This is a genomic window from Lacinutrix sp. (assembly GCF_037625555.1).
Taxonomy (GTDB): Bacteria; Bacteroidota; Bacteroidia; order Flavobacteriales; family Flavobacteriaceae; genus Lacinutrix.
This window is the reverse complement of the sequence record NZ_JASJHV010000035.1, coordinates 1-8790: the sequence shown is the minus strand read 5'-3', so window position 1 is coordinate 8790 and position 8790 is coordinate 1. Positions and strand designations below refer to the sequence as shown.

The following is an 8790-nucleotide window of genomic DNA, read 5'->3' as shown; positions in this document are numbered from 1 at the left end:
TTTTGAAATTAAAGAAAGAATAATGTATAATAGAATAATTACTGGTATTGCTGCAAATTGAAGTACTATTAATAATACCAAACTTAAAATAATAAAGATATAGCGTATGGCATTATTTTTAAAGCTATAATCTTTAAATTTTAATGCAAAGAGTTTTACACTAGAATTTAATAAATAGCAGCTAATTATGGTTAGAGATATTAAAAACCACTTGTTTAATATAATAGCGTTAATAGCATCATTGTGCTGAAACTCCATTATTAAAGGCAAAGATATAATAAGTAATGTGTTTGCTGGAGTTGGAAGCCCTTTGAAATAAGTTTGTTGGTCTTCGTCTATATTAAATTTTGCCAACCTGTAAGCAGAAGCGAGTGTGACAAATAGACCAATAACAGGTATAAAAGACATTGAAAAACCAGACCAATGTAAAGACCACTCACTAGAGGCAGTCATTGGTGGAGCATCTACTGCTATTGCAATTAATTTATAAAGAATAATTCCTGGCACTAAACCACTTGTAACGATATCTGCTAGAGAATCTAGTTGCAAACCTAATTCACTTTGCACATTTAGTTTACGTGCCAAAAGACCATCTAAAAAATCGAAAAAGACACCTAAAAAAACAAATAATGCTGCAGAAACAAAAAGATTATTAACAGCAAACAATACTGCTATACATCCACATAATAGATTTAAAAGCGTTACAAAATTTGGAATGAATTTTTTAATTTGCATTGGTTAGTTTTTTGTAAAAATAATAAAGTATTTCATTTAAAAACCACTTACAGCAATTTTAAAAAGAAGTTAACACAATATAGAATTTGATTTAAAGTTTAATATAAAAAGAAAAATTATCATCTTTGTAAAAAAAAAGCAATTGAAATTACAATTAACACTAGCACTAACTATAGTGTCACTCTCACTTTTTTCACAAACCAAATATTCTAACGAATTCATGAATATTGGTGTAGATGCAGCTGCTTTAGGAATGAGTAATGCAGTTACAGCAACCACTAACGATGTTAATTCTGGTTACTGGAATCCTGCTGGATTAGTTAATTTAGAAGATAAGCAATTAGCATTAATGCATTCTAGTTACTTTGCAAACATTGCTAATTATGATTATGGTGCTTTTGCAATGCCTATAGATAATAGAAGTGCAATAGGAATTTCTTTAATTCGTTTTGCGGTGGATGATATTTTAGATACCACAAAACTTATAGACGACCAAGGAAATATTAATTACGATCGTATTAGTTTATTTTCTACTGCAGATTATGGTTTAACGTTTTCTTACGCGAGAAAGCTTCCTGTTCAAGGATTAAACTATGGTGTTAATGCCAAAATAATTCGTCGTGTTATTGGTGACTTTGCTAATTCTTGGGGATTTGGATTAGATGCTGGTATACAATTTGAGAGTGAAAACGATTGGAAGTTTGGTTTAATGGCAAGAGACATTACAACAACTTTTAACTCATGGAGCTACGATGAAGAAGCTTTTGCAAGAGTTCAAGGTGCTGTAGAAGGTCAAAATCAAGAACTCCCTGAAGCTTCAGAAATTACAATACCTAAATTACAATTAGGAATCTCTAAAAGTTATGTTTTTCATTATGATTATACTTTAAAAGGAGAATTAGATTTAATTGTACGTTTTGAACAAAATAACGACATTATTTCTACATCTGTTGCAAGTGTAAATCCTGCTTTAGGTTTCGAGTTTGGTTATATTGATATGATTTATTTAAGAACTGGTGTAGGTAATTTTCAAAATGAATTACAAATCGATAATTCTGAAAGTTTAAGTTTTCAACCTAGCTTTGGAGTTGGTTTTAAATACAAAGGTATTCAAGTAGATTATGCTTTTACAGATATTGGTGACCAAAGTGTGGCTTTATATTCTAACGTATTTTCTTTGAAACTAGATTTTAGCGTCTTTAGATAAAAATCTAAACTTTGAAAACATGAAAAGATTTTTACTTACTTCTCTCCTACTTTCATTCTTTTTCTCGTATTCTCAAGTTCCACAAATAACTGAGAACACAACTATTAGTATTATTACTATTGATCCAGGAAACTTACTAAACGACAGTTTTGGGCATAATGGTTTTAGAGTAAAAAACGATTATTTAGATATAGTTTACGACTACGGAAGGTATAATTTTGAAGACCCAAATTTCTATACCAATTTTGCAAAAGGTAAGCTTGTGTATTTAATGGGTGCATCAAACTCTTTAGATATTTTAGGGTATTACAAATCGCAAAACCGAACAATTAAAGAGCAGGTATTAAATTTAAATCAAGCACAAAAAGAGTCTTTAATAAATTACCTAGCAAACAATTATAAGTTAGAAAATAGACCTTATTTATACGATTTTTTCTTCGATAACTGTGCTACAAAAATGCGTGACGTATTAGAAGCGGTTTTAAATGGAACTATAGAATACAAAACACCTAACGTCTATAAAAATGAAACCTTTAGAACACTTATTCAAAATAATTTATATTGGAATTCTTGGGGAAGTTTTGGTATTGATATAGCCTTAGGCTCTGTTATTGATAGAAATGCAACTCCTAGAGAATATATGTTTTTGCCAGAAAATATTTTTCAGTTTTTTGAAGAAGCTTCATATAATTGGACTAAAAAACCATTAGTAATAGAAACCAATATAATAAACACCCAAAATGGTGAATTTAGTAAAGGAAGCTTTTTTACAAGCCCAATATTTATATTATCACTATTAGGATTGTTGGTTTTATTCATAACCTTCAATGATAAAAAACGAAACAGTCGCTCTAAATGTTTAGATGTTATACTATTTAGTGTAACGGGATTAATTGGTGTTTTTTTACTTTTACTCTGGTTTGCTACAGACCACACTGCTACAGCACACAACTATAATTTACTTTGGGCTTGCCCAATAAGTATTATCGCTTTAACTCAAGTCTTTAAAAGCGTACCTAAACGTTGGTTTGTTGGATATTTAAAACTACTTATTATTATGTTGTGCTTAATGGTGTTACATTGGTTTATTGGAGTTCAAGGTTTTGCTCCAGCACTAACTCCTATTCTTAGTGCTTTTGCAATTAGGTATATGTATTTAATATGGTACTTTAATAATGAAAATCATGCTTCTACACAGCAAGACTAACTATACACTAATTAAGCTTAAACACAGAGATAAACACCTACTGACCTCTAAAGAATATAACAGTGCTTAGGGTTTTTATAATAATATTAAAATCGATTAAAAAGCCTCGATGTTTAATATAATACATGCACACTATTTGATATCCCTTCTTGTTTAACAGGTTTAAAAATCTCTAATAACTCGGTAATCTCACTATTTGTAGATTTTATATTAACACTAAGAATATCGTTAATTTGAACACGATATGGTTTTCCCATTTCTGTTAACAACAAAGAATCATTTACAACAGTCCCTTTATCTTGTAAATAAACAACATCTTTATTAGTGATACATGAAGAGCATAATATGCTGAATAGTATAGCAATAGCGACTATAAATTTACTCATTTTGGGTTGCTTTGGTTTAACACAAATATAGCCTTTCATCGTAAATAACAAAACTCTTATCGGATTTTTTAGTTTTTTATCCGTTATTTGTAAAAAATCTCACATTGAATTATTTAACTGTTGAAAACATCTCGAAGTCTTATGGAGAGCTAACGCTTTTTGAAAATCTCTCTTTTAGCATCCATAAAGATCAAAAAGTAGCTTTTATTGCTAAAAATGGCTCTGGAAAAACATCTATTCTAAACATTCTAGAAAAAACCGATGAACCAGATACTGGAAATGTGGTTTTTAGAAAAGGCATTAAAGTATCATTCCTGCCTCAAGAACCTTTTTTAAATAGCGAATTAACGGTTGAAGACACCATTTTTAATAATGATAATCCAATTTTAGATGTTATTAAAAATTATGAAAAAACACTTTTAAATCCAGAAGATAGTGAGGCTTACCAGATTGCATTCGAGCAAATGGATATTCAAAATGCTTGGGATTTTGAAACACAATACAAACAAATACTATTTAAATTAAAGCTTGAAGATTTACAACAAAAAGTAAGTAATATGTCTGGCGGACAAAAAAAACGCCTCTCTCTAGCCAATGCTTTAATTAACAAACCAGACCTTTTAGTTCTTGATGAACCTACAAATCATTTAGATTTAGAAATGATAGAATGGCTAGAAGATTTTTTTGCCAAAGAAAACATTACCCTATTCATGGTAACGCATGATCGTTACTTTTTAGAGCGTGTTTGCAATGAAATTATAGAATTAGATGAAGGTGAACTATTTTCATACAAAGGTAATTACTCCTATTATCTTAAAAAAAAGGAAGCCAGAATCGAACAGCATACAGTAGAAATTGGTAAAGCTAAACAGTTATTTAAAAAGGAATTAACTTGGATGCGTCGCCAACCAAAGGCACGCACCACAAAATCCAAGTCAAGAATAGACGATTTTACAGAAATTAAACACAAAGCAAGCCAACGCAGAAATGACCATGAAATTCAACTAGAATTAAATATGGAGCGTTTAGGAAGCAAAATTGTAGAATTAAAAAAAGTATCAAAAGCCTACAAAGACAAAGTCATTTTAGAAGACTTTAATTACATGTTTCAAAAAGGTGAACGCATAGGTATTATAGGAAAAAATGGTACTGGAAAATCTACTTTTCTTAATATTTTAACCCAAACCGATACACCAGATTCTGGAAAAATAATAATTGGAGAAACTGTAAAATTTGGGTATTACACACAAAGTGGTATTACACCTAAGCCAGAGCAAAAAGTTATTGATATTGTTCGAGAATTTGGTGATTATATTCCGCTTAAAAAAGGGCGTCAAATTAGTGCACAACAACTTTTAGAACGCTTTTTATTCGATAGAAAAAAACAATACGATTTTGTAGAAAAACTAAGTGGTGGTGAGCGAAAAAGACTGTATTTGTGTACAGTATTAATTCAGAATCCAAATTTTTTAATTCTTGATGAACCTACAAACGATTTAGATATTGTAACGCTAAATGTATTAGAAAGTTTTCTTTTAGATTTCCCAGGCTGTTTATTAGTTGTATCCCACGATCGTTATTTTATGGATAAAATAGTAGATCATTTATTTGTTTTTAGAGGCGAAGGTATTGTTGAAGATTTTCCAGGAAACTATAGCGATTTTAGAGCTTATGATGACAGTAAGTCTGTTATATCTGAAACTGAGCAAGAAGAAAAAAAAGAAAAGAAAAACTGGAAAAAAGATAGTAATACTCAATTGTCTTATAACGAGCAAAAAGAATACAAGAATCTAGAAAGTAAAATAAAAACTTTAGAATTTGATAAAATAGAACTTGAGAAAAAATTTCTAAACCCAGATTTATCAACCATTGAAATAAACGAGCTTTCAAACAAATTACAAACTATTATTGATAGTATAGAAGAAAAAGAAATGTGCTGGTTTGAGCTTACTGAAAAAATGGAAAACTAATGCTAAGACAAGTAATAGCATATTTAAAGTTTTGGCTTAAATCTAAAAACCAACATGGTGTGCATTCTCCTTTTGTGTACAATTTGGTTACAAAATGTTTTTACGATAATAAAAAATATAATGAATATTCTAAATTAAAACTATACAGAGCATTATTACTATCAAACAATAATAGTATTCAAATTACAGAATTAGGAGCAGGATCTAAAACAAGTAAAAGCAATACAAGAGTAATATCTAAAATTGCTAAAAATGCTGGTTCAACAAAACAACGCGAAAAATTATTTTATCGTTTTGTAAATTATTTTCAATTTAAAAACATTTTAGAATTAGGCACCTCTTTAGGTATTGCAACACATGCTATCCAACTTGGCAACCCAAAAGCTAAAATCACAACTATTGAAGGCTGTCCAAATATTTCAACTTTTACAAAAAGCACATTCAAGCAATTCAATTTAAACAACATAGAACTACTAACTGGCGATTTTAGTAATGTTGTTAAACCACTAAAATCTAATGCATACGATTTAATTTATTTTGATGGCAACCACCAAAAACAAGCAACTATACACTATTTCAAAACCTTACTACCAACAGTAAGTAACGACACTGTATTTATTTTTGACGATATTTATTGGTCTAAAGACATGACCGAAGCTTGGAATCAAATTAAAAAACATCCACAAGTTACTGTAACAATAGATCTCTTTTTTTGTGGAATGGTATTTTTTAGAAAAGAACAAGAAAAAGAACATTTTACAATAAGAATATAAACATGTTTATAATTTTAATAGTAATCACCATACTCATCATCGTTTTTATAGGCATTCCAAGAAAAAGAAGTACTTCTTTTAAAGACAGCTATAAGAAGAAAAAAAACAACAAGCGTTTTAATAAATAAACCTATGGAAATTCCTTGGCTACCTATCGCAATTGTTATTGGTTTAATTTTAGTTTTTATAAGCAACAAAAAGTTTAAACCTTAAAACTAATTTTAAGTTAAAACTTTTAACTTTCAGCTTATAACTTTTAACTTCGTTACCATGAAACTTCCACAATAGTTTAATTAAGACACTAACAGAACAGCTAAACGGAAGCAACATGTGACCAATTAAAAAACAAAAAAGACACATGAAAGTATACACAAAGACTGGAGATAAAGGCACAACAGCATTATTTGGTGGTACTCGCGTACCAAAACATCATATTCGTATAGACAGTTATGGTACTGTAGACGAATTAAACTCTCATATTGGCCTTATTCGTGATCAAAACATAAACCAGCAATACAAGAACGTTTTAATACAAATACAAAATAAACTATTTACAGTTGGAGCCATTTTAGCTACAGATCCAGATAAGATGGTTTTAAAAAATGGTAAAGAGCGTTTAAACATCAATAAAATTTCTAACGAAGATATTACTATCCTTGAATTAGAGATGGATGCCATGAACGAAGCTCTACCACCAATGACGCATTTTGTTTTACCAGGAGGACACCAAACGGTGTCATTCTGTCACATAGCGCGTTGTGTTTGTAGAAGAGCAGAGCGCTTGGCAAGTGCTTTAAACGAATTAGAACCGCTTTTACCAGAAGCGTTAATCTATTTAAACCGTCTTTCTGACTACCTTTTTGTATTGGCACGAAAGTTGTCTCATGACTTACAAGTAGACGAAGTAAAATGGATTCCTGAGAAGCATTAAAGCTAAAGAGAAAAACAATCTTGAGTCTTGTAATTTAATAACACTGCAAAAGATTTAGTATCAAATAGTTTCAGTGAAAAATGACGTTCTTTTTTATTACTGATAAATAATTCACTTTTTTCTTGTCTATTACCACTAAAAATTTATTTTTGCAAAAAATAAAACCCATTAAGAAATGTATTGGACATTAGAATTAGCATCTCATTTAAGTGATGCACCTTGGCCAGCAACTAAAGATGAACTTATCGATTACGCGATTAGAACAGGAGCACCTTTAGAAGTTACAGAAAATTTACAAGCAATTGAAGACGAAGGAGATTCTTACGATTCTATCGAAGAAATCTGGCCAGATTACCCAACAGATGAAGACTACCTCTGGAATGACGACGAGTACTAGAAAATAATGCTAAAATTTAGCTTTGCTACGTACTAGCTTAAGACAGAGTATTAACAATGTCTTTACAACAAAAAGAAAAAAGTCTCTATTCGAGGCTTTTTTTGTGCTTTATTTTTTAGAATAGCAGAACAACAAAACGTATATTTAAACCCTTATAAAAAAAGGCGTTTACCTAATAAAACAGTATACCTTAAACTGTGCACATTAAGACAGTTCTAGGAATTAGATAAATACATAACTAAACGCTATCAAAGCGTTTAATAGAAATAAAATATAAAACTATGAGTTTTTTAGATTCCATACTAAAAGTATTTGTTGGAGACAAATCCAAACAAGATGTACAAGCCATCTCACCTTTAGTAGATAAAATTAAAACCTTCGAAACTGCTCTTGAAGCTCTATCTCATGATGAATTAAGAGCTAAAACTTTTGAATTTAAAGCTATTATAGCAGAAACACGCAAACCTTTTAACGAGCGTAAAGACAAACTAAAAGTTGAAGCAGATGCGACTGAAGACATAGACAGACGTGAAGACATTTATCAAGAAATTGATAAAATTGAAGACGAATCTTATGAAGCGGTTGAAGAAACTTTAAACACTATTTTGCCAGAAGCTTTTGCTGTAGTTAAAGAAACAGCAAAACGTTTTACAAACAATACAGAGATTACAGTAACAGCGAGTCCTTTTGATAGAGAGGTTTCTGGAATGGGAGATTATGTAACCTTAGATGGAGACCAAGCAACTTGGTCTAACTCTTGGGATGCTGTTGGTAAACCTATTACTTGGGACATGATCCATTACGATGTTCAGCTTATTGGTGGTATTGCAATGCACCAAGGTAAAATTGCAGAAATGCAAACTGGTGAAGGTAAAACACTTGTAGCAACACTTCCTGTTTATTTAAATGCGCTAGCCGAAAAAAGTGTTCATTTAGTTACAGTAAACGACTATTTAGCAAAACGTGATATGGCATGGATGGCTCCTATTTTCCAATTCCATGGTATGACAATAGACTGTATAGATTATCATAAACCAAACAGTGATGGTCGTAGAAAAGCCTATAACTCAGACATTACTTATGGTACAAATAACGAATTTGGTTTCGATTATCTTCGTGATAACATGGCAAATTCACCAGACGATTTAGTACAACGGCGCCACCACTTTGCTATTGTAGATGAG

8 protein-coding genes and 1 pseudogene are annotated in these 8790 nt (G+C 30.6%); 7 read left to right on the top strand and 2 right to left on the bottom strand.

The genetic code is table 11. The annotated features are described in order from the left end of the window. On the bottom strand, nt 1-735 hold a 735-nt coding region (locus tag QNK89_RS01970; protein WP_340169295.1), incomplete at its 3' end, for a CDP-alcohol phosphatidyltransferase family protein. A gap of 142 nt (nt 736-877) precedes the next feature. Here QNK89_RS01970 and QNK89_RS01965 point away from each other — a divergent pair. Both QNK89_RS01965 and QNK89_RS01960 read left to right on the top strand, forming a co-directional pair. Then, the gene (locus QNK89_RS01965) at nt 878-1942 is read left to right on the top strand and encodes a PorV/PorQ family protein (protein WP_340169294.1); all 1065 of its coding nucleotides are present in this window, start codon (nt 878-880) and stop codon (nt 1940-1942) included. 19 nt (nt 1943-1961) lie between these two features. Then, the gene (locus QNK89_RS01960) at nt 1962-3149 is read left to right on the top strand and encodes a DUF4105 domain-containing protein (protein WP_340169293.1); all 1188 of its coding nucleotides are present in this window, start codon (nt 1962-1964) and stop codon (nt 3147-3149) included. Nucleotides 3150-3262: 113 nt separating this feature from the next. Here QNK89_RS01960 and QNK89_RS01955 read toward each other — a convergent pair whose 3' ends face one another. Further along, nucleotides 3263-3535, bottom strand: coding sequence for a hypothetical protein (locus QNK89_RS01955; RefSeq protein ID WP_340169292.1), 273 nt, complete (start codon nt 3533-3535; stop codon nt 3263-3265). Between the two features lie 104 nt (nt 3536-3639). Here QNK89_RS01955 and QNK89_RS01950 point away from each other — a divergent pair, with 104 nt between their 5' ends. The 5 genes and pseudogenes from QNK89_RS01950 to secA all read left to right on the top strand — a co-directional run. After that, nucleotides 3640-5505, top strand: coding sequence for an ABC-F family ATP-binding cassette domain-containing protein (locus QNK89_RS01950; protein WP_340169291.1), 1866 nt, complete (start codon nt 3640-3642; stop codon nt 5503-5505). Continuing rightward, the gene (locus tag QNK89_RS01945) at nt 5505-6278 is read left to right on the top strand and encodes a class I SAM-dependent methyltransferase (RefSeq protein WP_340169290.1); all 774 of its coding nucleotides are present in this window, start codon (nt 5505-5507) and stop codon (nt 6276-6278) included. Before QNK89_RS01950 ends, QNK89_RS01945 begins: the two co-directional genes overlap by 1 nt. A gap of 358 nt (nt 6279-6636) precedes the next feature. After that, nucleotides 6637-7209 (top strand): cob(I)yrinic acid a,c-diamide adenosyltransferase, encoded by a 573-nt coding sequence (locus QNK89_RS01940; protein WP_340169289.1) that lies wholly within the window; start codon nt 6637-6639, stop codon nt 7207-7209. Between the two features lie 175 nt (nt 7210-7384). Next, nucleotides 7385-7606 carry a DUF2795 domain-containing protein gene (locus QNK89_RS01935; protein WP_340169288.1) on the top strand — a complete coding sequence of 74 codons (222 nt, stop codon included), beginning with the start codon at nt 7385-7387 and terminating at the stop codon, nt 7604-7606. A 281-nt stretch (nt 7607-7887) separates the two neighbouring features. Further along, nucleotides 7888-8790 (top strand): annotated as a pseudogene (gene secA / locus QNK89_RS01930) (preprotein translocase subunit SecA); the annotation flags it as partial.

Excerpts from the sequence above, each read along its gene's own strand:
- QNK89_RS01960 (WP_340169293.1), top strand. The coding sequence starts at position 1,962 with ATGAAAAGATTTTTACTTACTTCTCTCCTACTTTCATTCTTTTTCTCG.
- QNK89_RS01940 (WP_340169289.1), top strand. The coding sequence starts at position 6,637 with ATGAAAGTATACACAAAGACTGGAGATAAAGGCACAACAGCATTATTT.
- QNK89_RS01955 (WP_340169292.1), bottom strand. The coding sequence starts at position 3,535 with ATGAGTAAATTTATAGTCGCTATTGCTATACTATTCAGCATATTATGC.
- QNK89_RS01945 (WP_340169290.1), top strand. The coding sequence starts at position 5,505 with ATGCTAAGACAAGTAATAGCATATTTAAAGTTTTGGCTTAAATCTAAA.
- QNK89_RS01935 (WP_340169288.1), top strand. The coding sequence starts at position 7,385 with ATGTATTGGACATTAGAATTAGCATCTCATTTAAGTGATGCACCTTGG.